The organism is Curtobacterium sp. PhB115, assembly GCF_003752025.1.
Lineage (GTDB): Bacteria > Actinomycetota > Actinomycetes > Actinomycetales > Microbacteriaceae > Curtobacterium.
In genome coordinates this window covers 34,435-54,939 of the sequence record NZ_RJKR01000005.1, presented here as the reverse complement: position 1 = coordinate 54,939, position 20,505 = coordinate 34,435, and the positions used below count along the sequence as shown (strand labels likewise).

General features: G+C 71.7%; 27 protein-coding genes. 16 read left to right on the top strand and 11 right to left on the bottom strand.

Features of this window, described 5'->3' with window-relative positions; all coding sequences use genetic code 11:
• Window positions 1-26 precede the first annotated feature (26 nt).
• The 4 genes from EDF19_RS00515 to EDF19_RS00500 are packed head-to-tail and all read right to left on the bottom strand — an operon-like array spanning window position 27 to window position 2,793.
• Window positions 27-1,073 carry a LacI family DNA-binding transcriptional regulator gene (locus EDF19_RS00515; protein WP_123679019.1) on the bottom strand — a complete coding sequence of 349 codons (1,047 nt, stop codon included), beginning with the start codon at window positions 1,071-1,073 and terminating at the stop codon, window positions 27-29.
• 31 nt (window positions 1,074-1,104) lie between these two features.
• Window positions 1,105-1,818, bottom strand: a complete 714-nt coding sequence (locus tag EDF19_RS00510; protein ID WP_123679018.1) for a GAF and ANTAR domain-containing protein — start codon at window positions 1,816-1,818, stop codon at window positions 1,105-1,107.
• Window positions 1,815-2,525 (bottom strand): GAF and ANTAR domain-containing protein, encoded by a 711-nt coding sequence (locus EDF19_RS00505; protein WP_123679017.1) that lies wholly within the window; start codon window positions 2,523-2,525, stop codon window positions 1,815-1,817. Before EDF19_RS00505 ends, EDF19_RS00510 begins: the two co-directional genes overlap by 4 nt.
• Window positions 2,518-2,793 carry a hypothetical protein gene (locus tag EDF19_RS00500; RefSeq protein ID WP_123679016.1) on the bottom strand — a complete coding sequence of 92 codons (276 nt, stop codon included), beginning with the start codon at window positions 2,791-2,793 and terminating at the stop codon, window positions 2,518-2,520. Before EDF19_RS00500 ends, EDF19_RS00505 begins: the two co-directional genes overlap by 8 nt.
• Window positions 2,794-3,005: 212 nt before the next feature.
• Between EDF19_RS00500 and EDF19_RS00495 the strand changes: the two genes are divergently transcribed.
• The 4 genes from EDF19_RS00495 to EDF19_RS00480 all read left to right on the top strand — a co-directional run bounded on the left by EDF19_RS00495 (window position 3,006) and on the right by EDF19_RS00480 (window position 5,829).
• Complete coding sequence (locus tag EDF19_RS00495; RefSeq protein ID WP_123679015.1) at window positions 3,006-3,338, top strand: hypothetical protein; 333 nt, start codon at window positions 3,006-3,008, stop codon at window positions 3,336-3,338.
• On the top strand, window positions 3,332-4,348 hold the full coding sequence (locus EDF19_RS00490; RefSeq protein ID WP_148070991.1) for a helix-turn-helix transcriptional regulator: 1,017 nt from the start codon (window positions 3,332-3,334) through the stop codon (window positions 4,346-4,348). The genes EDF19_RS00495 and EDF19_RS00490 overlap by 7 nt, the downstream gene beginning before the upstream one ends.
• 145 nt (window positions 4,349-4,493) lie before the next feature.
• Window positions 4,494-5,603, top strand: coding sequence for an acyl-CoA desaturase (locus tag EDF19_RS00485; RefSeq protein WP_123679013.1), 1,110 nt, complete (start codon window positions 4,494-4,496; stop codon window positions 5,601-5,603).
• A 16-nt stretch (window positions 5,604-5,619) separates the two neighbouring features.
• Complete coding sequence (locus EDF19_RS00480) at window positions 5,620-5,829, top strand: cold-shock protein (protein ID WP_123679852.1); 210 nt, start codon at window positions 5,620-5,622, stop codon at window positions 5,827-5,829.
• Window positions 5,830-5,937: 108 nt separating this feature from the next.
• Here the strand turns inward: EDF19_RS00480 and EDF19_RS00475 are convergent, their stop codons facing one another.
• Genes EDF19_RS00475 through EDF19_RS00465 form a run of 3 tightly spaced genes read right to left on the bottom strand, consistent with a single transcriptional unit; the run spans window position 5,938 to window position 6,892 of the window.
• A complete protein-coding gene (locus EDF19_RS00475; RefSeq protein ID WP_148070990.1) occupies window positions 5,938-6,126 on the bottom strand; it encodes a hypothetical protein in 189 nt (62 codons plus the stop codon).
• A 35-nt stretch (window positions 6,127-6,161) separates the two neighbouring features.
• Window positions 6,162-6,662 carry a hypothetical protein gene (locus tag EDF19_RS00470; protein WP_123679011.1) on the bottom strand — a complete coding sequence of 167 codons (501 nt, stop codon included), beginning with the start codon at window positions 6,660-6,662 and terminating at the stop codon, window positions 6,162-6,164.
• Window positions 6,659-6,892: a hypothetical protein gene (locus tag EDF19_RS00465; protein ID WP_123679010.1), complete on the bottom strand. Its 234-nt coding sequence runs from the start codon at window positions 6,890-6,892 to the stop codon at window positions 6,659-6,661. The genes EDF19_RS00470 and EDF19_RS00465 overlap by 4 nt, the downstream gene beginning before the upstream one ends.
• A gap of 470 nt (window positions 6,893-7,362) precedes the next feature.
• On the opposite strand from EDF19_RS00465, the gene EDF19_RS00460 reads away from it, so the two are divergent.
• Window positions 7,363-8,121, top strand: a complete 759-nt coding sequence (locus EDF19_RS00460) for a glycoside hydrolase family 16 protein (protein ID WP_123679009.1) — start codon at window positions 7,363-7,365, stop codon at window positions 8,119-8,121.
• 54 nt (window positions 8,122-8,175) lie between these two features.
• On the opposite strand, the gene EDF19_RS00455 is transcribed toward EDF19_RS00460, so the two are convergent.
• The gene (locus EDF19_RS00455; RefSeq protein ID WP_148070989.1) at window positions 8,176-9,117 is read right to left on the bottom strand and encodes an AraC family transcriptional regulator; all 942 of its coding nucleotides are present in this window, start codon (window positions 9,115-9,117) and stop codon (window positions 8,176-8,178) included.
• Window positions 9,118-9,193: 76 nt separating this feature from the next.
• Window positions 9,194-9,793 (bottom strand): TetR/AcrR family transcriptional regulator, encoded by a 600-nt coding sequence (locus tag EDF19_RS00450; RefSeq protein ID WP_148070988.1) that lies wholly within the window; start codon window positions 9,791-9,793, stop codon window positions 9,194-9,196.
• 308 nt (window positions 9,794-10,101) lie between these two features.
• Here EDF19_RS00450 and EDF19_RS18905 point away from each other — a divergent pair, with 308 nt between their 5' ends.
• From EDF19_RS18905 to EDF19_RS00430, 5 genes are all read left to right on the top strand, one after another.
• Window positions 10,102-10,272: a hypothetical protein gene (locus EDF19_RS18905; RefSeq protein WP_185022598.1), complete on the top strand. Its 171-nt coding sequence runs from the start codon at window positions 10,102-10,104 to the stop codon at window positions 10,270-10,272.
• Between the two features lie 87 nt (window positions 10,273-10,359).
• Complete coding sequence (locus EDF19_RS00445) at window positions 10,360-10,938, top strand: GNAT family N-acetyltransferase (protein ID WP_123679006.1); 579 nt, start codon at window positions 10,360-10,362, stop codon at window positions 10,936-10,938.
• Window positions 10,929-11,789 carry a hypothetical protein gene (locus EDF19_RS00440; RefSeq protein ID WP_123679005.1) on the top strand — a complete coding sequence of 287 codons (861 nt, stop codon included), beginning with the start codon at window positions 10,929-10,931 and terminating at the stop codon, window positions 11,787-11,789. The genes EDF19_RS00445 and EDF19_RS00440 overlap by 10 nt, the downstream gene beginning before the upstream one ends.
• 32 nt (window positions 11,790-11,821) lie before the next feature.
• On the top strand, window positions 11,822-12,169 hold the full coding sequence (locus EDF19_RS00435; protein WP_123679004.1) for a PadR family transcriptional regulator: 348 nt from the start codon (window positions 11,822-11,824) through the stop codon (window positions 12,167-12,169).
• Window positions 12,166-13,176 (top strand): hypothetical protein, encoded by a 1,011-nt coding sequence (locus EDF19_RS00430; RefSeq protein ID WP_123679003.1) that lies wholly within the window; start codon window positions 12,166-12,168, stop codon window positions 13,174-13,176. Before EDF19_RS00435 ends, EDF19_RS00430 begins: the two co-directional genes overlap by 4 nt.
• On the opposite strand, the gene arr is transcribed toward EDF19_RS00430, so the two are convergent.
• Complete coding sequence (gene arr, locus EDF19_RS00425) at window positions 13,169-13,579, bottom strand: NAD(+)--rifampin ADP-ribosyltransferase (RefSeq protein ID WP_123679002.1); 411 nt, start codon at window positions 13,577-13,579, stop codon at window positions 13,169-13,171. The two genes, EDF19_RS00430 and arr, sit on opposite strands and share 8 nt — an antisense overlap.
• Window positions 13,580-13,687: 108 nt before the next feature.
• Between arr and EDF19_RS00420 the strand changes: the two genes are divergently transcribed.
• The 3 genes from EDF19_RS00420 to EDF19_RS00410 all read left to right on the top strand — a co-directional run bounded on the left by EDF19_RS00420 (window position 13,688) and on the right by EDF19_RS00410 (window position 16,045).
• Complete coding sequence (locus tag EDF19_RS00420) at window positions 13,688-14,632, top strand: ABC transporter ATP-binding protein (protein WP_123679001.1); 945 nt, start codon at window positions 13,688-13,690, stop codon at window positions 14,630-14,632.
• The gene (locus EDF19_RS00415) at window positions 14,629-15,462 is read left to right on the top strand and encodes an ABC transporter permease (RefSeq protein WP_123679000.1); all 834 of its coding nucleotides are present in this window, start codon (window positions 14,629-14,631) and stop codon (window positions 15,460-15,462) included. The genes EDF19_RS00420 and EDF19_RS00415 overlap by 4 nt, the downstream gene beginning before the upstream one ends.
• A 97-nt stretch (window positions 15,463-15,559) precedes the next feature.
• The gene (locus EDF19_RS00410) at window positions 15,560-16,045 is read left to right on the top strand and encodes a hypothetical protein (protein WP_123678999.1); all 486 of its coding nucleotides are present in this window, start codon (window positions 15,560-15,562) and stop codon (window positions 16,043-16,045) included.
• Here the strand turns inward: EDF19_RS00410 and EDF19_RS00405 are convergent, their stop codons facing one another.
• A complete protein-coding gene (locus EDF19_RS00405; RefSeq protein ID WP_123678998.1) occupies window positions 16,046-16,645 on the bottom strand; it encodes a dihydrofolate reductase family protein in 600 nt (199 codons plus the stop codon).
• 146 nt (window positions 16,646-16,791) lie between these two features.
• On the opposite strand from EDF19_RS00405, the gene EDF19_RS00400 reads away from it, so the two are divergent.
• The 3 genes from EDF19_RS00400 to EDF19_RS00390 all read left to right on the top strand — a co-directional run bounded on the left by EDF19_RS00400 (window position 16,792) and on the right by EDF19_RS00390 (window position 20,498).
• Window positions 16,792-18,180: an aminotransferase class V-fold PLP-dependent enzyme gene (locus tag EDF19_RS00400; RefSeq protein ID WP_123678997.1), complete on the top strand. Its 1,389-nt coding sequence runs from the start codon at window positions 16,792-16,794 to the stop codon at window positions 18,178-18,180.
• A 104-nt stretch (window positions 18,181-18,284) separates the two neighbouring features.
• Window positions 18,285-20,123 (top strand): family 43 glycosylhydrolase, encoded by a 1,839-nt coding sequence (locus EDF19_RS00395; protein ID WP_123678996.1) that lies wholly within the window; start codon window positions 18,285-18,287, stop codon window positions 20,121-20,123.
• 150 nt (window positions 20,124-20,273) lie between these two features.
• Window positions 20,274-20,498 carry a PLDc N-terminal domain-containing protein gene (locus tag EDF19_RS00390; RefSeq protein ID WP_123678995.1) on the top strand — a complete coding sequence of 75 codons (225 nt, stop codon included), beginning with the start codon at window positions 20,274-20,276 and terminating at the stop codon, window positions 20,496-20,498.
• Window positions 20,499-20,505: the final 7 nt, after the last annotated feature.

Genomic DNA, 20,505 nt, shown 5'->3' with positions numbered 1-20,505 from the left:
ACGTGTCCAGGGCACGCCGCGCGCCGTCAGGCGGGCTGGTGCGCCGCCCGGTCGACCGAACCGTCCGCGAACGGCGCGCTCTCACCCACGAGGAGTCGGTGGCCGACCGTCACCAGCCGGCCGGGCACGTCCGAGCCGTCCATCCGCTCGACCAGCAGGTCGAGGGCGGTGTCCGCGAGGGCGACCGTGTCGGGCGCGACCGAGGTGAGGCTCGGGACCAGGCTGGAGCCGAGTCCGACGGCGTCCCAGCCGATCACCGCGATGTCCCGTGGTGCCTCGAGCCCGCGCAGTCGCATCGCCCGGAGGACGCCGACGGCGGCCAGGTCGTCGCGGCAGAGCAGCGCGTCGACCTGCAGTCCCGCGTCGAGGGCACGACCGAACGCGACCTCGGCGCCGGCGGCGTCGCCGACCTCACGGGGGACCAGGAAGGCGTCGTCGACCGGGAGCCCGGCGGCGGCGAGCCCGGCGCGGTAGCCGTCGAGTCGCAGGCCGGACGTGCGGGACTCGGGGCCGGTCTCGTGACCGAAGAACCCGATGCGGCGACGGCCGAGCGCGACCAGGTGGGCGACGGCCTCGGCCGCGGCACCGGCGTTGTCGATGACGACCTGGTCGGCGTGCTGCGGGCGGACGTCCTCGCCGAGGAAGACCACCGCGGTCTCCCCGCGGATCCGGTCGATCGCCTCGGGGGTGAGCACCTGCGGGTGGATGACGACGCCGTCCACCACGCCGGCCTCGCGACCACGGACCGCCGAGCGCTCGCCGTCCGCTTCGCCGAGGGTCTCTTCGAGCAGGAGCTGGTAGCCGCGCGCGGCGCAGACGCGGGAGAACACGTGGGCGAGCTCGGCGAAGTAGGGCCGGCGGAGGTCCGGGAACGCGAAGGCGAGCATGTTCGAGCGGCCGGTCGCCAGGGATCGGCCGGAGACGTTCGGCCGGTAGTCGAGCTCGTCGATCGCGGCCTGCACCCGGTCGCGCATCGGGGCGCTGACGTGCTCGTACCCGCGCACGACGTTGGACACGGTCTTCATCGAGACACCCGCGTGCGCCGCGACGTCCTGCAGCGTGACCTTGCCCATCCGCTCACCGTAGTGGTCGGACCACGCCGGATCAGGGAACGATGCGGCGCTCCACGATGGCCCGGGCGACCTCGGACAACGGCTCGTGGTGGTCGGTCGCGTGGCTCCGGATGACGGCGAAGGCGTCCTCGATGGAGACGCCCCGGAGGTGTGAGACGACGCCCTTGGCCTGTTCGATGACCTCGCGCGAACCGATCGCGCGCTGCAGCTGCTGCCGGACGACCTCGTGCTCGCGCAGGGTGCGTTCGTGCAGGATGCCGATCGTGGCGACGTCGGCCAGGGCGCGGGCGATCCGCAGGTCCGACTCGTCGAGCGCGCCCGCCACCGCGCCGAACAGGTTCAGGGTGCCGATCACGGTCGAGCGCAGCCGGAGCGGCACGGCGTGCACGGAGTGGATGCCGAGCGCCAGGGCACCGGCGCGGAACTCCGCCCACTCGGCCGGGGAGTCCGCGATGTCCGGGCACGCCACGGCACGACCGCTGGCGAACGCCGTCATGCAGGGTCCGGCCTCGGCGTCGAGCTGGAGCACCTCGACCAGTCGGCTCGCCTCGGAGGTCGAGGCGATGACCTCGAGCTCCTGGTCGTCGTTGGCGAGCAGGATGCCGGCGGCGTCGATGTCGAGCACCTCGGTGCACGTCTCGACCAGGGTCTGCAGGAGCTCCACCACGTCGTACGCGTCGACGAGCGTGTCCGCCAACGTGGCGAACGTCTCGACGATGCGTGTCTCTCGGCCTGCGACGGTCACTGGACCTCCTCGATCAGGTCGCCGTGCTGCTCGAAGCGCACCGTGCCGGCGAGGATCTCCTCGGCGACCTGGCGCATCGAGGAGCGGCGGGCGAAGGCATGGCCCTGGATGAGCAGGTACGCGTCGTCCGGGCTGACGTCGAGCTGGGCGAGGACCACGCCGGTCGCCTGGTGCACGATCCGTCGCGAGTAGGGGCTGCGGTTGGCGAGGGCGTCGTCGTCGGCGATCGCCCGGAGGCTCCGACGCAGGACCCGACGGCTCGCGGCGGAGGCCAGCGCCATCGCCTGTCGGACCCCGTCGTCGTGCAGGGTCGTCGGGCGCGGCGCGTAGACGTCGACCGCGCCGAGCGGGAACGGGCCGAACACGATCGGGAACGCGAACACGGCGCCGACGGGTTCGTCGCGCACGGCGTCGTTGAACGCGGGCCATTCGCTGTTCGGTTGCGCGACGACGTCGGGCTCGAGCACCGGCGCCTCGGAAGCAAGGGCGGCCCAGCACGGTCCCTCGGTCAGGTCGAACTGGATCTCGTCGATCCGGAAGGCGACGTCGTCGCTCGCTGAGACGGTCTCGCTCGCCCCGAGCGGCCCGAAGGTGGAGACGGACACCCCGCCGATCGGCAGGACCGAAACGAACGGTCGGCTGAGGTCGTCGTCGGCCAGATCGGTCGACCGGAGCGCGCGGAGCGCACGCTCGAATGCGTCATCCATGGGCGCCTTCCCTGCCGGCTCCCGATCCTACGCCGTCGGCGACGTCGCACCGTGGGGGTGGGCCTGCTCGCCACGCAGGGAGTTCGGCGGGCGGGTACGCGCCCTGCTCGTCCGGGATCCGGAGCATCGCGTCGACGGCCACCAGGCGCAGCCCGTCGGCCTCGCGCACCGTGCCGCGGACGGCGTTCCCGATGAGGAAGGCCACGAGGTCCTCCGTCCCACCGTCCGGGCGGTAGTCCTGCCACGCGGCGGATCCCGCTCGCTGCATCGCGCCGGCGAGGACGGCTCGCGGGTCGTCGACGTCGACCTCGCAGTCGAGGACGCCTCAGGAGTGGAGGTGTCGCGCCGTCGTCGAGCGCGAACTGTGGGTTGCACGCGGGCCGAAGTCAACCCCTGCACGTTCGCGAATCGTCCGGACGATACTGAAAGTGTCTCGTGCACGTCCGACGGCGGTGGTGCACGCATCGATCGGGAGGCGCGATGGGACAGCGACAGGGGACCAAGAACACGGTGACCGACGCCACCGCCTGGCAGCAGATCGTCCACACGGACCGGATCCGCGCTCTGGCCGCGACCGACCCGACCGACATCCGCGTCCAGCCGGTCGATGCCGGACTCTGGCGGGTCGTCGACGCCGGTGCCGCCTGGGGCGACCCGGACATGCTCCTCGGCTTCGTCGAGCGGACCGTCGAGGGCTTCGAGTGCACGTTGATGGCGTCGCTGCACGAGCACCAGCGCACCGCGTCGCTGCAGGATGCGCACGCGTACTTCGAGCAACAGTGCGGACCGCACGCCGACGAGGCACCGTGCTGACCGCGGTCCACGGCACCGACGACGCGCGGACGGTCACCGTCCGCGTCGACGACGTCCGCCGCCGGACCGAGCACTCCGGGACGGAGCGCGGGTTCGCCGCACGCGTCCTCGCCGGGGCCGGGCACGGACACCACGTCGTGTTCGACACGGACCACGACCGCTTCCGGTTCCGGTACCGCACCCGCCGGGACGGGTGCGTCAGCCTGGTCACCGCATCGGCCACCTCGGGGTTCCGAGGTGTCTTCGAGCCGATCGACCGGGTCCTCGTCGGCTGGTCGGCGAGCGGCGGGATCCGGATCGGCGTGGAGGGGACGACCGTGCTGGAGACCCGGCCCGGCGTGCCCGTCCTGATGCCCACGGTGGGAACGTTCACCGTCGACGCCCCGGCGGGCACGTTGCAGCTCGTCAGCATCGATCGTCCGTTGGTCGACGAGGCACGTGCGGGGAAGCCCGCGGGCAGCCACAGACTCCCGCAGCACGGCGCCGAGGTGGAGTCTGGTGCCCTGGCGGAGCTCCGTCACAGCGTCGAGGTCGTGGCAGCTGCGGTCGCCGACGACGACGCGCGGGCCCGGGCCCGGTTCGCAGCCCAGACGGCACTCGTCGACGCGGTCCTGCTCGCGTTCGGCTCGCCGGACGCCGCGGACGCGGACGGGCCTCGCCTCGAGATGCCCTCGACCGTGGAGCTCGCCGAGGCCTACCTCGACGGGCACTGCCGCGCCGTCCTCACCCTCACGGACATCTGCGGCGCGGTCGGGGTGAGTCCGCGCACGCTGCAGACGTCCTTCATGCGGCAGTACGGCGTCTCACCGATGACGTTCCTGCAGGGGATGCGCCTCGACCGCGCACATGCGGCACTGCAGTCCGCGGACCGGCACGACACGAGCGTCGGCGAGGTCGCGCAGGAGTGGGGGTTCCGGCACCTCGGTCGGTTCTCCGGAAACTACCTCCGTCGGTTCGGCGAGTACCCGGGCGAGACCCTGCGCGGTGCGACAGGGCGACGCGCCGGGTGAACCGACGGCGTCCGGGAGGAGCGCGCACGGGTTCCGGACAGTACGGGCAACACGCAACTTCGGCCCCTAGGGTCGCCACAAGCGCAGCTGCGTGAACTCCCTCGAACCGGTTGAAGGACCGATCCGTCAGGAAGGTCGGTCCCTGATGACCACCACTCCGCTCGCTCCGGGTTACACCCGCACTCGTCCCGCCACGGGAGCCCGCAAGGGCACCTCGACCTACTCCGCGCTCCTGGCGCAGGTGAAGGAGAACGGCCTCCTGCGCCGCCGCACCGGGTTCTACTGGGCACTGTTCGGCAGTCTCGTCGGCACACTCGCCCTGGCCTGGGTCGCGTTCGCCTTCCTCGGCGACTCGTGGTTCCAGCTCATCGTCGCCGGCGCCCTCGGCGTCGTCTTCACGCAGTTCGCGTTCCTCTCGCACGAGGCCGCGCACCGCCAGGTCTTCGCCTCGCAGAAGTGGAACGACCACGCCGGCCGCTGGCTCGGCACGTTCCTCGTCGGGCTCAGCTACTCGTGGTGGATGAACAAGCACACCCGCCACCACGGCAACCCGAACACCGTCGGCAAGGACCCCGACATCGCACCCGACGGCATCCGGTTCCTGCCGGAGGACGCCGCGGCGGTCAAGGGTCCGATCATGACGACCTTCATGCGGTTCCAGGGCTGGCTGTTCTTCCCGCTCCTGACGCTCGAGGGCCTGAACCTGCACCGGTACGCGGTGCAGAGCATCGTCACCGGCAACGGCACCAAGGCCGACGTGAAGCACCGCTGGCTCGAGGCCGCGCTGCTCGTCGCCCGGTTCGGCATCTACCTGACCGTCGTGTTCTGGTTCCTGCCGTTCGGCATGGCCTGCGCCTTCCTCGGTGTGCAGCTCGCGGTCTTCGGCGTGATGATGGGCGCCTCGTTCGCCCCGAACCACAAGGGCATGCCGACGATCGCCCACGACGCCAAGGTCGACTTCTTCTCCCGCCAGGTCCGCACGTCGCGCAACATCCGTGGTGGATGGTGGGTCTCGTTCCTGATGGGTGGCCTGAACTACCAGGTCGAGCACCACCTGTTCCCGTCGATGCCGCGTCCGGCGCTGAAGCAGGCCCGCCTGCTCGTCCGTGACCACTGCGACACCCTCGACGTGCCGTACACCGAGACCACGCTGCTGCGTTCCTACGGCATCGTCGTCCGGTACCTCAACCGCGTCGGACTCGCGGCCCGCGATCCCTTCGCCTGCCCGATGGTCGCGCAGCTGCGCATCCACTGACGTCGTGCTGTCGCTCATGCCGACCGGCACCGTCAAGTGGTTCGACCACAGCAAGGGCTTCGGCTTCATCACCCCCGATGACGGCTCCGAGGACCTGTTCGCGCACTTCTCCAGCATCGTCGTGACGACCGGCTACCGGTCCCTCGAGCCGAACGACCACGTGCAGTACGACGTCGGTCCCGGCAAGAAGGGGCCGCAGGCCGACAACATCTCGATCATCCGCTGACGCGAGGCCGCCGCCGGGCCGCCGCCGGGCCGCCGCCGGGCCGCCGCCGGGCCGCGAACTTTCGGGCTGACCGACACCTCACGCGCCACCCAGCGCGAGAGGTGTCGCTCAGCCCGAATTCCGGTTCGGCGCGCGTGTAGTCGTCCCCGGCGTGCGGTCGCTCGCCACCGCATCATCCGGAAACTGCGCGACGATGCGCTGCTGCACCAACCGGGTCAGTGACTCGGCGTCCTCGCGGGTGAGGGGTGACGATGGCGTCTGTCCGGCACACGCCGTCAGCGCGAGGATGCCGAACACCGTGACGGAGCCGAGGGCGGTCCGTACGGACGGGTTCACTCGTCCGTCAACGAACCCGGGAAGCACGGTGAGAACGAGGAGATCTGCACTGTGCGGGTGTCGTTGTAGATGGTGATGAGGTACTGGTCGTCGTCTTGTCCGGTCACCGTGAGGCGGGTTGCGCCCTTGCGAGTGGTGGTGGTCGCCGACGTGTAGTCATCGCCCCGAAGAGCTTCGGTGATCGCACCGTACGTGGCATCGACATCGACCTCGCGGGTGAGCGTGATCGAGGCGCCGCCACCCGCCGAGACTTCCGTGTCGGAGCAAGCCAGCAGGGTCCAGCGACCCGTGTCGTTGGTCGCGATCGAACCACTCGGGAAAGCGTCGGTGATCCGGCGCTGGACTTCGCCGGTTCGTGCTTCCGCCGTGGCGCGCGAGATCGACGGTGAGCTGCTCGGTGTTCGTGATTCCGGGATCGAAGGTCCTCCAGCGCATGCGGTCAGAGCGAGCGAGACCAAGAGTCCCGTCGCGGATGCGAGCGTCGAGCGCTTGTTCATCGGATGGGTTCCTTCGCGCGTCCCGTCCGGTCGGCGCTCTGCCCGTCGCCCGCGATCCGGTGCAGGGTGGGTTCGACCTCTGCGGAGCCGAGCGCGTCCTCGCGCGGGTCGCTGAACGCGCGGTCGAGTCGGACGGCTCGCGGCACCGGCGCCAGGGCGTGCGTCAGGGCGTGCGTCAGGGTGTGCGTCAGGGCGTCCAGCGTCGACGTGTCGACCTGCAGATCCCCCATGCACACCCCCGTGTCGCCCTGCGGCCACCGTAGCAGCCGCCCCGCGGCGCGACCACCGAGCGGACCGGCGCGACCACCGAGCGGACCGGCGCGACCACAGGGCGGACTGGAGGCGCGGTGCCCGACCGCACCGCGCCTCCCGTCCGCTCGTCGGTCGCGTCTGCCACAGCGACCAACGGATCCGCGCCCCTCGCGCGGACTACGTTCAGGTCGGCCGGGAGGCGCGGGGCGCGCACACGGGGGTGCCGCGCGTCCGACGTGGGGTCGCGTCCTGGACCCGACTCCACGTCGGGCGCGACGGTTCAGACGAGCGCGGGGTGCCCCCCCCCCGAACGGGGGCCGTTTGTCAACCCCCCTTCTCGAGTAACGCGACGTTGCAGATGTCAACTACGGTGCCCCGCGGGCGGTCGAGATCCGGCTGCCCGGCGCCCGGGGGAGGGCGCCAGAGTCACGTCAGGGAGTGACAGCTCATGCAGAACCGCAGAACCAAGAGGGCAACGCTCACCGCCGTGCTCCTCGGTGCAGCACTCGTCGCCGTACCGTTCGGGACCGGGAGCGCCGCGTACGCCGGCGTCACCGCACCCGTCGGCAACGTCGGCTCGTTCAAGCAGACGTTCACCGAGAACTTCAGCACCGCCGCCGCGTCGAACGGCGCGTTCGCGAAGCAGTACGCGAACTCGTGGCAGCCGTACCCGGACGGCACCGGCGGGATGTACTACGCCGGCTCCCAGGTCAGTGCCCGCGACGGGTACATGGACGTCAAGCTCGACGGCAAGCACGGCGCCGCCGGCACGTTCGGGACGCCGAGCGGGGCCTGGTCGCACGTGGGCGGCAAGTTCAGCGTCCGCGCGAAGGCCACGGGTGGCGACGGCAACGGGGCGGCGTTCATGCTGTGGCCGACGTCGAACGTCTGGGCCGACGGCGAGATCGACTACCCCGAGGGTAACTTCGAGTCGAAGCCGTCGTTCTTCCAGCACTCGATGACGCCGGGGAACGAGGGCAGCTCGACGAACGCCTCCACCGGGGTGTCGTGGCGCAGCTGGCACGTGTACTCGACCGAGTGGATCCCGGGGAAGTCGGTGACCTACCTCGTCGACGGCAAGGTGATCGGGAAGGTCACGAAGGACGTCCCGAAGACCGCGCACCGTTTCATGTTCCAGGTCGGGAACTGGGGTGCTTCGGGGCACCTCGACATCGACTGGGTCAGCACGTACGACTACAAGGGCTGAGGCCTCCGCAGCGGGTCCGCTCACGGCGGGCCCGCTCACGGCGGGGCCGCTCCGTCATCCGCGGCGGAGCGTCTCGCTGGGGTACTCGCCGTGCTGCTCCGCGTACGCGGCCGAGAACCGTCCGGCGTGCGCGAACCCCCAGTGCTTCGCGACGTCCGAGACGGTCGTCGTCGCGGGGTCGGCGCGCAGCAGCGATTCCCGGACCCGGTCCAGCCGGACCCGCCGGAGGTAGCCGTTCGGGCTCACCCCGAGCTGGCGTTGGAACGCCTGCTGGAGCGCGCGCAGGCTGAGGGCCGCGACGTGTGCCACGTCGGTGCTCGTGATCGGCAGGTGCGCGTGTTCGTGGACGTACTCGACGGCGCGGCGGAGGTGGGCGTTCCGCGGCAGGAGGAGCTCGTCGGGCAGCGCTGCTGCCGTCACCGGGTAGAGCTCGAGCAGCGCGAGCGCGCCGAGTCGGCTCATCTCGGCCTGGAGGAGCGGCGAGGCGTCGCGGTCCAGGACCGTCTGCGAGATGAGCGTCACGCTGTTCTTCCAGATCCGCATCGCCCGGTCGTCCGGGGTCGCGGTGTGGTCGAACCGCACCGCGCCGGCAGCCGACCCGCGCTCGGCCGCGATCTCCTCGACCGCGGCACGGTTCACCTGGATGAGTCGCTGCGAGTAGTCGTCGAACGAGAAGCGGAAGGTCTGGTCCGGCCAGATCTGCGGCCGTCCGGCCTGCAGGGTGAGCCGATCCCGGCCGTCGTCGAGGACACCGGAACCCCGGGTGATCCACTGCACGACGAAGTCGTCGCCCTCGGGCATCTCGCCGTCGAGGTGCCCGGTGAACTCCACGGCCCGGAGCGTCATCGCCGCGTCGCCCGCAGCGGAGTACCGGAACCGGAAGTCGGACGTCGTCGAGTCCGCCGTCCAGGCGACCCCGTCGTAGGCGGCGGCCAACACGTCGCGCGCCTCGTCGAGGTCGGTCCCCTGCGCGCGTTCGCGGATGCGGGGAGGCATGTCGTCAGTCATCGGTCACCGGGACGAATCGTGACACGGCGGGCGGCCACCGCCGAACCGCTGTCCGATTGGCGTACTAGCGACGGTCCGACCGCGACTCGTACACCGACATCAGCATCGCGACGGCCTGCCGTGCGGACCTGGCCGGGCGGCTGCTGCGGTGGATCGCCGCCTCGACGTGGGCGCCCTGGACGAGGAGCGTGACGGCGTCGGCCAGGTGGGCGGGGAGCTCCGCACGGACGCAGATGCCGGCGATGTGGGCCTCGGTGCGCGAGAGGTGCTCGTCGGCGAGGTGCGCGATCCCGGCGTCGTCGCGGCCGAACTCACCGAAGCCGTTGATGAAGGCGCACCCGCGGAACGAGTCGTCGTCGAAACCGGTCTCGAGGTACCCGAACACGGCCAGGAGCTGATCACGGGGCTCCGCGTGTTCGTCGGTGGCCGCGACGAGTCCGTCGAACCAGGAACGGTGTCGGCGGGCGAGGGCCGCGATCACGAGGTCGCGGTCGTCCGGGAACTCCGCACGGACGACGTCGATGTGCAGCCCGGCGAGGTCGGCGACGTCCTGCAGGGGGACCGGGCCGACGCCGTGCAGGGTGAAGAGCTCGTCGGCGGCGGCGACGGCGGACCGCGCGGCCGTCGTCGTCGGTTCGCGGAGCAGCATCGTGGAAGCAGTCATCGGGGTTCGGCGGCACTCTCGGTCGGATCCTCGGGCGGGATCGTTGTCACCGACGATAGGGCCTGGCGTCGCGGATCGGACACGACGTCCTGTTTTCGCGTCCGATGCGGGCAGGGGCGTCCGCGAAGCGTGAACCCGTCAGATGACCCTCGCGGTGACGTTCCGCCGGCCCGTACGGTCGCTGCAGCGGACAACGGCACCGGTCTCCGTGCCGCGCAGTCCCGTCCACTCCCGTGCCATCCCATCCCGTCCAGTCCAGTCCCGTCCAGTCCAGTCCCGTCCCGTCCCGTCCCTGAGGAGGAGCACCGATGCTCGACCACGCAGCCCTCGATCGCCTCCGCCAGCACCCGGTGGAGTGGCGCCGTCGCGGACTCACCCCGCCGCACGAGCTCGCCGCCATGGTCGCCGCGCGCCTCGAGGAACCCACGGCGGCGCACATCCCGGCCGACCCCTCGTACGCGGACTTCTTCACCGTCTGACGCGCTGGCGCGCCCGCCACGGGTGCCGCGGGCGCCGCTGGCGCTCGCGCCGCGCCGCGCCTGCCTGCCTGCCCTAGTGTCGGTCGGATGACGGGCACGACGGACCGACCCCCGAGCACGCTGCTGCTCCGACGCTGGGACCCCCGCGACGCCGCGGCGTTGGTGGCCGCGTACCGGTCCAGCGGAGACCTCGCCACGCAGTTCCCCGTCGACTCCGCCGCACTCGACGAGCACCGCGCCGCCGCCGTGATCGAGGAGTCACTGCCCTTCGACGACCGATCGAAGCACTGGGCGATCGTGCAGGACGGCGTCGCGGTCGGCACCGTCGGACTCGCCGCGATCGAGTTCCGACACGGCACCGCGTGGGCGTCCTACTGGCTCGCCGACGGTGCCCGAGGCCGCGGAACAGCCTCCCGCGCCCTCGCGACCGTCGCCACCAGCGCGTTCACGGCTGGGCTCCACCGGCTGGAACTCGGCCACCGCGTGAACAACCCCGCGTCGTGCCGGGTCGCCTCGGCCGCCGGGTTCGCGGCCGAGGGGATCGAACGGCAGAAGCTCCGGTACGGCACCGAACGGTTCGACGTCGAGACGCACGCACGCCTGGCGACCGACCCGACGCCGGACCTCGCCCCGATCGACGTCGCGGAGGACGCATCGTGGAACTGATCAGGGACGTCAGCAGGGGAGACTGGCTGCTCGCCAGGGCCGGCGAGTTCGGGACCGTCGGCAGTGTCGCCGGCGTCGGGTTCGGCGCCTACGTCCGGATCCTGCACCCCGTCGACGCCCACCGCGAGGACCGGTCACGGCTGGACGAGCACGACGAGCACCCCGTCCTCGAGTCGTCGGTCTGGCGGTGGGCCGAGGTCGCCGCGCGTACCGGCGCGACCATGCACCCCCTCGTGCAGTGGACGAGCCTGACCGGGCGGACGGACGAAGAGGACATCTCCTTCGACGACGGGTGGCGCATCGAGTTGCCCGAGGAGGGCTGGTTCGAGCCCCGGCTGCTCGCCGCACTCACCGAACACCTCGCCGCTGCGACGTCCACCCCCGACGACCTGGTCGGTGCGATCTGGGACGGCTGGGGCGACGTGCAGGGCAACTACACCGTCGCGGTCGGGTGGCAGGGGCCGGATGCACCGACCGCCGCGGAACGGTCCGAGATGCTCGCGCACGCCGCCCGGCTGCAAGCCGAGCACGACCGGAAGCAGCAGGAGCTCCGGGCGTCGCTGGCGGGCCCGCGGTTCGCCTGGCCGGACCGCGAGGCGTTCCTGCTCTCGATGACCCTGCCGCAGCTCGCCGACCCGTCGTGGATGGACGACGCACGGATCATCGGGACGTACCTCGACGTCGGCCACACACCGCAGATGCTCTGGCCGGAGGACCGTGCGTGGGTGCTCGCGTCCGAGATCGACTGGGACTCGACGGTCGTCGCCGGCCCACGGTCGCTCATCGACGCCGTCCTCGCCGACGACCGGTTCGAGGCGTACGAAGTCGGCCCCGACGATTTCCTGGAGTAGGTATATTCCCGAACCGGGTATATGGTTCGAGCATGCGCAACGGAGAACTCCGAGAACCGGTCTTCTGGATACTGACCAGCCTGGCGGGCGGTCGGCAGCACGGCTACGCCATCATCCAGGCCGCTGCCGAACTGTCGGACGGCCGCGCGACGATCGCGGTCACGACGCTGTACGCCTCGCTGGAGCGCCTGGAGCAGGACGGTCTGGTCCGCGGCGACGGCGACGAGGTCGTCGGCGGCCGACTCCGTCGGTACTTCGCCATCACGCCGGACGGCGAGCAGCGCCTCGCCGACGAGGCCGCGCGGCTCGACACGAAGCTCCGTGTCCTCCGTGCGCGCCTCGGACACCGGCCGGCCGGAGCCGCGGGGGGAGCGGCATGAGCGCGGACCTCGAGACCCGGTACCGACGACTGATGGCGTGGTACCCCCGCTCCTGGCGTGCCGCGAACGAGGACGCCTTCGTCGGCACACTCCTCGACGCAGCGGACGCCACCGGTCGTGCCGCACCTGCAGCCGGCGAACGTGCGGCGATCGTCGGCCACGGGGTCACCGCGCGCCTGGACCGCGTCGTCGTGCCGCACGTGCGGCACGCCGGCAGCACCATCGCGCTGACGATGGGCACCGGTCTGGCGTTCGCCGAGTTCGTGATGACGAGCTGGGCGCCGTGGATCGTCGGCAACCCGGGGCCGGGATGGCTCGTGCAGATCGGGCCGTTCCGCGACACCGGGTTCGTCTTCGCCGGCCTCTGGCTCGTCGCGCTCGTCGCCGCGGTCACCGGCCGGTGGGCAGTCGGCCGCATCGCACTCGGCGTTTGCATCGTCCTCGCGGCGGTCTCGCCGTACTGGTTCACCGCGTACCCGGGCGTGTGGAGCGTCGACCGCGCCACCTTGTTCCTGTTCGCGGCGTGTGCGTTCGTGGCGTTCCTCGGACGGCCGGTGCGCGGGCAGCACACCGTCGCGGCGAGCGTCGGGTGGATGCTCGTCGGGATCCTCAGCTACCTGAGCGTCGGCCAGCCGGCGCACGAGTGGCTCGGCAGCCGTGCCCTCTGGGACGGGAACATGTGGGCCTGGTACGGCGTCGGGCTGCTCGAGGTCGTCGCGATCGGGTTCGCGGTCGCCCGACTCTGGAGCGTCGCCTTCACCATCGTGCTCGGGCTGACGCCGTACGCGCTCACCGTCGTCGCCAACGAGCTGCGCGGCATCCTGACCGAGAGCGGGTCAGCAGCGGTGGTCGCCGCCCCGGTGGCGCTCGGGCTGCTGCTGCTCGTGCTGCACAGCAGCGGTCGACTCGCGCTGTCCGACCGTGGCCGGGCGACTACCGACCGTGGTCGGCCGACCACCGACCGTGGCCGGGCGACCACCGAACGGTCGCGGCCACCGCTCAGTTGATGATCGCTCCGCGTTCGTCCTCGCGCAGCACGGCGAGGCGCTCCCGCCACGTCCGGAGCGCCTCGGGGGAGAGCCGCGGCCAATCGGTCACCTCGCCGACGATCCGGACCGGCTCGGTGCTGCGGTAGGAGCGGGTCGGGTTGCCCGGGAACTTGCGGTCGGTCACGTTCGGGTCGTCCTCGTAGGGGCCGGTCGGCTCGACGGCGAAGACGCGCGGCTTCCCGTCGCCCGCGGCCAGCTCGGCTGCGAGCCCGGCTCCGTCGGCGACCGCCGTGAAGTAGACGTGGTTCATCACCACCTCTGGACGGTAGTTCGAGTGGAAGCCCGCGGTCAGCAGGTCCCCGACCCGCAGGTCGGCCTTCGTGCCGTGGAAGAACGGTCCGTCGTCCTGCGCCTGCTTCACCGCAGAAGGCTACGCCGCGACAGCGATGGCGACACCCGTGCAGCCGAGGACACATCTCCACCTCTCGGGGGACGCGCCCACGGGAACCCCTGCAATAGCGTGGCGCCCGTGATCGAAGTCGAACACCTCACCAAGCAGTACGGTCCCAAGACCGCCGTCGACGACGTCTCGTTCGTCGTGCGGCCCGGCAGCGTGACCGGCTTCCTCGGCCCCAACGGCGCCGGGAAGTCCACAACGATGCGCATGATCATGGGGCTCGACCGACCAACGGCCGGCCGGGCGATCGTGAACGGGCAGCCGTACACGAGCTTCCGCGACCCGCTCCGGCAGGTCGGTGCGCTGCTCGAGGCGAAGGCGGTGCACTCCGGACGGAGCGCGTACAACCACCTGCTCTCGCTGGCGGCGACGCACGGCATCCCGAAGGCCCGCGTGCACGAGGTCATCGACATGACCGGCCTCGAGTCCGTGGCGAAGAAGCGTGTCGGCGGGTTCTCCCTGGGCATGGGGCAGCGCCTCGGCATCGCGGCGGCGCTCCTCGGCGACCCGAAGACCCTGATCCTCGACGAGCCGGTGAACGGCCTCGACCCCGACGGCGTGGTGTGGGTCCGCCAGCTCGCGCGTCGGATGGCCGCCGACGGCCGGACCGTGTTCCTGTCGAGCCACCTCATGAGCGAGATGGCGCAGACCGCTGACCGCGTGGTCGTGCTCGGCCGCGGCAAGGTCCTCGCCGACGCACCCATCGCCGAGTTCGTCGCCGGTGCCGGAGCGCAGGGCGGCGTCGCCGGTGGGCCGAACGGCGGCGGCAGTCGCGTCGTCGTCCGCACCCCCGCGCCGGAGCAGCTGTTCCAGGCGATCGGCCCGAACGCCTCGGTGACCCAGCGCGACGACGGCTCGTTCCTCGTCGTCGGGCCCGATGCGCCGACGGTCGGCAACATCGCCGCGCAGGCCGGCGTCCCGCTGCACGAACTCACCCCGGTGGGCGCCAGCCTGGAAGAGGCGTACATGGCCCTCACCCGCGACGACGTCGAGTACCGATCGGAGGGCACCCGATGACCACGACCACGATGCCGAAGTCCATCGGCCTGACCTTCCCGCACCTGGTCCGGAGCGAGTGGATCAAGCTCCGCAGCATCCGGTCCACGGTGTGGTGCTACGCGATCCTCGTGGTCGTCACGATCGGCATGGCGGTGCTCCTCGGCGCCGCGGTCGACAACGGCGACTCCGTCCCGCAGGACATCGTGAACGGCACCGCGGTGAGCATCAACACCACCGGGGTGTCCCTGACGGCGCTCGTCGTCGGTGTCCTCGGCGTGCTCATCATCACCGGTGAGTACGGCACCGGACAGGTCCGATCGACGTTCACCGCCGACCCCGGCCGCACCGGCGTGGTGCTGGCGAAGGCGACCGTGTTGGCGCTCGCGACCTTCGTCGTGAGCGTGGTGTCGACGTGGATCGGCGTGCTCGTGTCGACCGGTCTGCAGGCCGCCGACGGTGCGCACGCCCAGATCGGTGACCCGTCGGTGTTCATGCCGATCCTCGGTTCGTCGGTCTACGTGACGCTCCTGGCGCTGCTCGCCTACGGCATCGGGCTCCTCGTCCGGTCGAGCGCGGGTGGCATCGCGATCACGCTCGGGATCCTGCTGGTCCTGCCGGTGATCCTGTCGGTGGTGGCGAGTCTGCTGCAGGCGCAGTGGCTCGTCGATGTCTCGAAGTTCCTGCCCGACCAGGCCGGCAGCCAGCTGTTCGCGTACCCGTACGAAGGTGCGGACGCCTCCCAGGACGGCCTCACGTTGAACGGGTGGGCTGGCTTCGGGGTGCTCGCGGCCGAGGTCGTGGCCGTGGGGGCACTGGCCCTGACGGTCGCGAAGCGACGCGACGTCTGAGACCACCAGACCCCGATCCGGGAGGCGCGGTGCCAGCTGGCACCGCGCCTCCCGGCCGTTCCGGGGGTCCCGTCCACGACCCCGCTAGGCTCCGAGCGTGCGTCACGTCCCTGCCCTGCTCCTGCCGGCCCTCGCCGGCGTGTGCCTGCTCGCGGGGTGCGCGTCGGCTGCGCCGCCGGTCGACGAGGACGCCCTCCACGACTGGAAGTCCGCCCAGGACGCCGCGGTGGAGACCGAAGCCGACGTGCTCGGGGTCCTGCAGGGCGACATCGGCCCCGGCAACGACCTGTCCGACGCCGAGCCGACCGTCACCCTGCAGTTCCCCGCCTCGCAGTACCTCGACCACCTCGAGTTCTCCTGCTACGGCAACGGGCAGATGCGCGGGCAGGTGCGCACCGTGACGGAGCGCGGGGCGCAGTCGGTGGAACTCGACGAGATGGCCTGCAACGACAGCCCGCACCGCATCACGCTGTCCCGATCGGCACGCGACGCCGTCGACAGCGTCGCGTTCACCGGAACGGACAGCGACCGGTCGAGCGCGTGGCGACTGGTGATCGTCGGCCCGGGACCGAGCGGCGACTGACTACCGCCGGACCTCGTAGCGGTGCAAGGTGACGCCGTTGTCGTAGCGCTGCTGCTCGAGCAGGTCGAACTGCACGGTGCGCCGTCGTCCCGAGGCCGGCGGATCGAACACGGGCCGTCCGGCGCCGAGCACCGCGGGGTGCGTGAAGAGCAGCAGCTCGTCGAGCAGCCCGGCGTCGAGGAGCTGGCTCGCGACGTTCGGGCCACCGACACCGATGTCCCCCTCGGACTCCTCGCGCAGCGCGGCGAGCTGCTCGATCGCGTCGTCGCCGCCGATGACCCTGGTGTTGTGGTCGGCGCTCGTGCGGGTCCGTGAGACGAGGACCTTCGGCTGCGCCGTCCAGATCTCGCCGTACTCGCGCAGGAACTGCGGCATCGACTCGTCGGTGCGGGCGTCCGGCCAGAACGGGTCCATCATGTCGCGCACCACCCGCCCCTCGACGGACAGGGTCATCGCCGCCGCCCGGGCGTTGAAGTCACGGTGCAGCGGCTCGTCGATCCGCATCCAGTCGGGCCCCTCGAGGTCGCCGAGCTCACCGGCGTCGCGCTCGACGAACCCGTCGATCGACACGTTGATCCAGTACACGAACCTCGCGGCCATCGTCGAACTCCTCCGTCGGACCGAACCGGTGCGGCTGAGCGTACGCTCGCGCGGGACAGCACCGCCATCAGCACCATCCGCAGCACCATCCGCAGCACCATCCTCAGCACCATCCTCAGCACCATCCTCAGTGACGAGGAACCGCCATGGAGCTCGACCCGAACGACTACCGGCAGGCACTCGAACGCGCGTCCGAGCACGCGCTCGACTGGATCACCAGCCTGCCCGAGCGGTCCGTCCCACCGGAGATCGACGTCGGTGGGCTGCTCGCCGCGATCGACCGTCCGCTGCCCGACGACGGGGCCGACCCGGCCGCCGTGGTCGACGAACTCGCCACCCTGGCGGAGCCCGGGCTCATGGCGATGCCCTCCGGCCGGTTCTTCGGCTGGGTGATCGGCGGCACCCTGCCCGCGGCGATGGGCGCCGACTGGCTCGTCAGCGCCTGGGACCAGAACGCCGCGATGCGGTACCCCACCCCGGCCACCGCCGCCCTGGAACAGGTCGCCGGCAGCTGGCTGCTCGACGTGCTGGGGCTGCCGCCGGAGTCGGACGTGGGCTTCACGACCGGCGCGACGATGGCCAACTGGACCGGTCTCGCCGCCGCCCGCGCCTTCGTGCTCGACGCCGTCGACTGGGACGTCAACACCGACGGGATGACCGGAGCGCCGCGGGTCACCGTGCTCGCCGGCGCCGAACGCCACACCTCACTCGACCTCGCCCTGCGCTACCTCGGCTTCGGCGCACCGACCCTCGTCGACGCCGACGACCAGGGCCGGATCCTGGTGGACGATCTCCGCGCACACCTCGACCGGGTCGACGGGCCGGTGATCGTCTGCCTGCAGGCCGGCAACTTGCACTCCGGAGCCTTCGACCCGATGCGGGCCGCGATCCGCCTCGCCCACGAGCACAGGGCGTGGGTGCACGTCGACGGCGCCTTCGGACTGTGGGCGGCGGCGAGTCCGACGCTCCGCCCGGCACTGGCCGGGGTCGAGGACGCGGACTCCTGGGCGACCGACGCGCACAAGACCCTCAACGTCCCCTACGACTGCGGGGTGGCGATCGTCTCGCGGCCCTCCGTCACCCGCGCCGCGCTCGGGACGCAGACGGCGTACCTCATCCGCGACCCCGCCGACGTCTCCGAACCGTTCGACCTGGTGCCCGAGATGTCCCGACGGGCCCGTGGCGTCCCGGTCTGGGCAGCCCTCCGGCAGCTCGGGCGGACCGGCGTCGAGGACCTCGTCGACCGGCTGGTCCGGAACGCGCGGGCCCTGGCAGACGGGCTCCGCGAGCTCCCGGACGTGCAGGTCGTCAACGACGTCGCCTTCACCCAGGTGTGCCTGACCTTCGGTTCCGACGAGCGGACCCGGGCCGTCACCGCCCGGCTCATCGACGACGGAGCGGTGTGGATGTCCGGCTCGCAGTGGCGCGGGCAAGCGGTCCTCCGCATCTCCGTCAGCAACTGGTCGACGGACGACGCCGACGTGCGGTTCTCGATCGAGGCCGTCCGCCGGGCCGTCGCGGCCGTCGACGGGTGACCGGACCACCTCCGATCGCGTTCCCGTCCGGCGGCGTACGCTCGCCATCGTCGCCGTCTCCGTCGACGGCGACTACCTTCCTCAACGACGAGAGCAGGTCCGCCGTGCGCCGATCGTCCACCGCACTCCTCCCCATCGTGACGCTCGCGTGTGTCGCGGCCACGTGCCTCCAGGCTGGTGCCGAAGCGGTGCCGGCGCTCGCCGCGGGCACGATGTCCGCACGTTCCGGGGCCGCGCCCACGCACCAGAACCCGATGGCGCTCAGCCTGCCGGACGGGGAGACCGCGGCGAGCTGCGCGGACCCGACCGCGATCCACGGGGTCGGCCGCGACCGGTACTGGTACCTGTACTGCACGACCGACGCGCTGACGGCGACCGAGCAGAACCCGGACGGGTCCCTGGTGCAGCACGGGGTGCCGACGTACCGGTCGACCGACCTGACGCACTGGACGTACGTCAACGACGCGTTCCCGACGAAGCCCGACTGGGTGGGAACGGCGAACGGCATCTGGGCACCCGACGTCGTCCACCGTGACGGCCGCTGGTTCCTGTACTACGCCGCGTCGGACACGCCCACGGCGACGGCACCGACCGGCGGCGGCTCGGCCGTCGGCGTCGCGACGAGCTCGAGCCCGACCGGCCCCTGGACCGACTCCGGTGGTCCCGTCGTGGCTCCGCAGGGGCGCTGGCAGTTCGACCCCGAGGTCATCACCGACCGGGGCAGCACCTACCTGTACTTCGGCAGCTACTCCGGCGGCGTGAGCGTCCGGGAGCTCAGCGCCGACGGACTGCGATCGGACCCCGCGAGCGAACGGCAGATCGCGATCGACAACCGGTACGAGGGCGCGTACCTGATGCGCCACGACGGCTGGTGGTACTTCATGGGCTCCGCCACCAACTGCTGCAACGGCGCGCTCACCGGGTACGGCGTCTTCGTCGCCCGGTCACGCAGCCCCCTCGGGCCCTTCACCGACCAGGACGGCGTCGCGATCACGAGCACCCGGGTCGGTGGCACGCCCCTGCTCGCCCAGAACGGCAACCGGTGGGTCGGCACCGGGCACGACACCGTCGTGACCGACTTCGCCGGGCAGGACTGGATCATCTACCACGCGGTCGACCGGAAGGACCCGTACTACGCGGGGCAGGCGACCTACACGAAGCGGCCGGCGCTCATCGACCCGCTCGACTGGCGGCACGGCTGGCCCGTCGTCCGGGGCGGTGCGGGACCGTCCGACTCCGTGCAGCCCGGACCGGTCGCGCAGCCGGGCCAGCGGGCGACCTACCGGGCGGCGACAGCCCCCGTGGAGGTGCCCGGTCGGCTGATCCGCTCGGCGTCGACGTCGTTCGGCGGGTCGGCCTTGCCGTCCTCGCTCACTTGGGTCCGGCAGCCGGACGCCTCGACGTACTCGGTGTCCGGCGGCGCGTTCCGCTGGCAGACGCAGGCTGCGGACATCCACCCGCCGACCACTCCGCTCGCGTCGGTGCTCGCCGAGCCCGCACCGCGTGGCGACTACGTGCTCCAGACCACGGTCGCCGTCGACACCCCCGCGACCGGTGACGGGGTGAACTACGTGCAGGGCGGCCTCATCGTCTACGGGGACGACGGCGATTACGTCCGGCTCACCTCGAACTCGATCTTCAACACCCGGCAGACGGAGTTCGGCAAGCAGGTGTCCGGGCAGCCGGCCGGGGCACCGACCTACGGCGACATGGTGGTCGGCCCCGTCGGGGACACGACCACGCTGCGGATCGTGCACCGGGTCGTCGCGGGGGAGCACCGGTACACCGCGTACACGAGCGTCGACGGGCGGCACTTCGTCCGGGGCGGGACATGGACGGCGGACCTCGGGAGCACGCCTCGGGTCGGGCTCATCTCGCTCGGGGGCAGCGGCTTCACGAGCACGTTCGACGACCTGCGCGTGAGCACGGTGGCCCGGCGCTGACGCGGCGCGGCGGGGGCGCGGCGGGCGCGCGGCGGGGGGTCTGCGGGTGGAGGCGGCCGGCAGAGCGGGCGCGGGGCGTGGGAGCGCGGGTGGTCCCGGGTGGCCTAGGGTCGGTGGCGGGGCGGTGGTCGCCACCGCGAAGGGGAGAACGTGATCGAGAACGTGTCCGGGGTGCACTCGGTCGTGCTCCTGCTGCTGCTGGCGATCGAGGTCCTGGCGCTCGTGCAGGTCTGGCGCGACCGCCGGCGCAGCCAGCTCGTCAAGGTCCTGTGGACGATCGTCATCCTGGCGCTGCCCGTCGTGGGCGTGCTCGGATGGGCCGTCAACTGGCTGCTCGGCAAGGCCGCGGACGCGCTCCAGCGACGGAACGCCTGACGGCCGA

Coding starts and splice junctions, on each gene's coding strand:
- EDF19_RS00515 (WP_123679019.1), bottom strand. CDS start 1,073: ATGGGCAAGGTCACGCTGCAGGACGTCGCGGCGCACGCGGGTGTCTCG.
- EDF19_RS00505 (WP_123679017.1), bottom strand. CDS start 2,525: ATGGATGACGCATTCGAGCGTGCGCTCCGCGCGCTCCGGTCGACCGAT.
- EDF19_RS00500 (WP_123679016.1), bottom strand. CDS start 2,793: ATGCAGCGAGCGGGATCCGCCGCGTGGCAGGACTACCGCCCGGACGGT.
- EDF19_RS00495 (WP_123679015.1), top strand. CDS start 3,006: ATGGGACAGCGACAGGGGACCAAGAACACGGTGACCGACGCCACCGCC.
- EDF19_RS00485 (WP_123679013.1), top strand. CDS start 4,494: ATGACCACCACTCCGCTCGCTCCGGGTTACACCCGCACTCGTCCCGCC.
- EDF19_RS00480 (WP_123679852.1), top strand. CDS start 5,620: ATGCCGACCGGCACCGTCAAGTGGTTCGACCACAGCAAGGGCTTCGGC.
- EDF19_RS00470 (WP_123679011.1), bottom strand. CDS start 6,662: ATGAACAAGCGCTCGACGCTCGCATCCGCGACGGGACTCTTGGTCTCG.
- EDF19_RS00465 (WP_123679010.1), bottom strand. CDS start 6,892: ATGGGGGATCTGCAGGTCGACACGTCGACGCTGGACGCCCTGACGCAC.
- EDF19_RS00460 (WP_123679009.1), top strand. CDS start 7,363: ATGCAGAACCGCAGAACCAAGAGGGCAACGCTCACCGCCGTGCTCCTC.
- EDF19_RS00455 (WP_148070989.1), bottom strand. CDS start 9,117: ATGCCTCCCCGCATCCGCGAACGCGCGCAGGGGACCGACCTCGACGAG.
- EDF19_RS00450 (WP_148070988.1), bottom strand. CDS start 9,793: ATGACTGCTTCCACGATGCTGCTCCGCGAACCGACGACGACGGCCGCG.
- EDF19_RS18905 (WP_185022598.1), top strand. CDS start 10,102: ATGCTCGACCACGCAGCCCTCGATCGCCTCCGCCAGCACCCGGTGGAG.
- EDF19_RS00445 (WP_123679006.1), top strand. CDS start 10,360: ATGACGGGCACGACGGACCGACCCCCGAGCACGCTGCTGCTCCGACGC.
- EDF19_RS00435 (WP_123679004.1), top strand. CDS start 11,822: ATGCGCAACGGAGAACTCCGAGAACCGGTCTTCTGGATACTGACCAGC.
- EDF19_RS00430 (WP_123679003.1), top strand. CDS start 12,166: ATGAGCGCGGACCTCGAGACCCGGTACCGACGACTGATGGCGTGGTAC.
- EDF19_RS00415 (WP_123679000.1), top strand. CDS start 14,629: ATGACCACGACCACGATGCCGAAGTCCATCGGCCTGACCTTCCCGCAC.
- EDF19_RS00405 (WP_123678998.1), bottom strand. CDS start 16,645: ATGGCCGCGAGGTTCGTGTACTGGATCAACGTGTCGATCGACGGGTTC.
- EDF19_RS00400 (WP_123678997.1), top strand. CDS start 16,792: ATGGAGCTCGACCCGAACGACTACCGGCAGGCACTCGAACGCGCGTCC.